Source organism: Streptomyces olivaceoviridis (assembly GCF_014650115.1).
GTDB lineage: Bacteria > Actinomycetota > Actinomycetes > Streptomycetales > Streptomycetaceae > Streptomyces > Streptomyces olivaceoviridis.
In genome coordinates this window covers 1-710 of sequence record NZ_BMUI01000123.1, presented here as the reverse complement: position 1 = coordinate 710, position 710 = coordinate 1, and the positions used below count along the sequence as shown (strand labels likewise).

Annotated in this window: 1 protein-coding gene; it reads left to right on the top strand. The window is 71.7% G+C overall.

The window, feature by feature from the left end:
* Positions 1-12 precede the first annotated feature (12 nt).
* A partial coding sequence (locus tag IE273_RS43185) for a KR domain-containing protein (protein WP_229888150.1) occupies positions 13-710 on the top strand: 698 nt, incomplete at its 3' end.

Below are 710 nucleotides of genomic sequence, written 5' to 3'. Positions count from 1 at the left end.
GGTGATTCCCGGGTGGTCGCGGTGGTCGGTGCGTTGGGTGCCGGGTCGGTGTGTGTGCCGGTGGATGCGGTGGCTGGGCGTGCGGGCGTGGCCGGGGTGCTGGCGGGTGTGTCGGGGGGTGGTTCGTCGTTCGCCGGTGTGGTGGTGCTGGCTCTGGAGGGTGTGGGGGCGGCGGGGTTTGTGCTGGCGGTGTTCCAGGCGGTGCTGGATGCCGGGTTGGGTGTGCCGGTGTGGGCGGTGACGTGTGGTGCTGTGTCGGTGGGTGTGGGGGATGGGGTCGGCGCGCCGGAGCAGGGTGCGGTGTGGGGTCTGGGCAGGGTGGCGGCGTTGGAGCATCCGGGTGTGTGGGGTGGTCTGGTGGATCTGCCGGTGGTGGTGGACGAGCAGGTGGCGATGGTGTTGGCGCGGGTGGTCGCTTCGGGTTCCGGTGAGGATCAGGTGGCGGTGCGTGCGTCGGGGGTGTGGGGTCGTCGGCTGGTGCGTGCGTCGGTGGCGGGGTGGGGTGTGCCGCGGTGGTCGACGTCGGGTACGGCGTTGGTGACGGGTGGTACGGGTGGTCTGGGGGCGTGTGTCGCCCGGTGGTTGGTGGTGTGCGGGGCGGAGCATCTGGTGTTGGTGAGTCGTCGTGGTCCGCGGGCTGGTGGTGTGGGGGAGTTGCGGGCGGAGTTGGAGGCGGCCGGTGCGCGGGTGAGTGTGGTGGCCTGTGATGT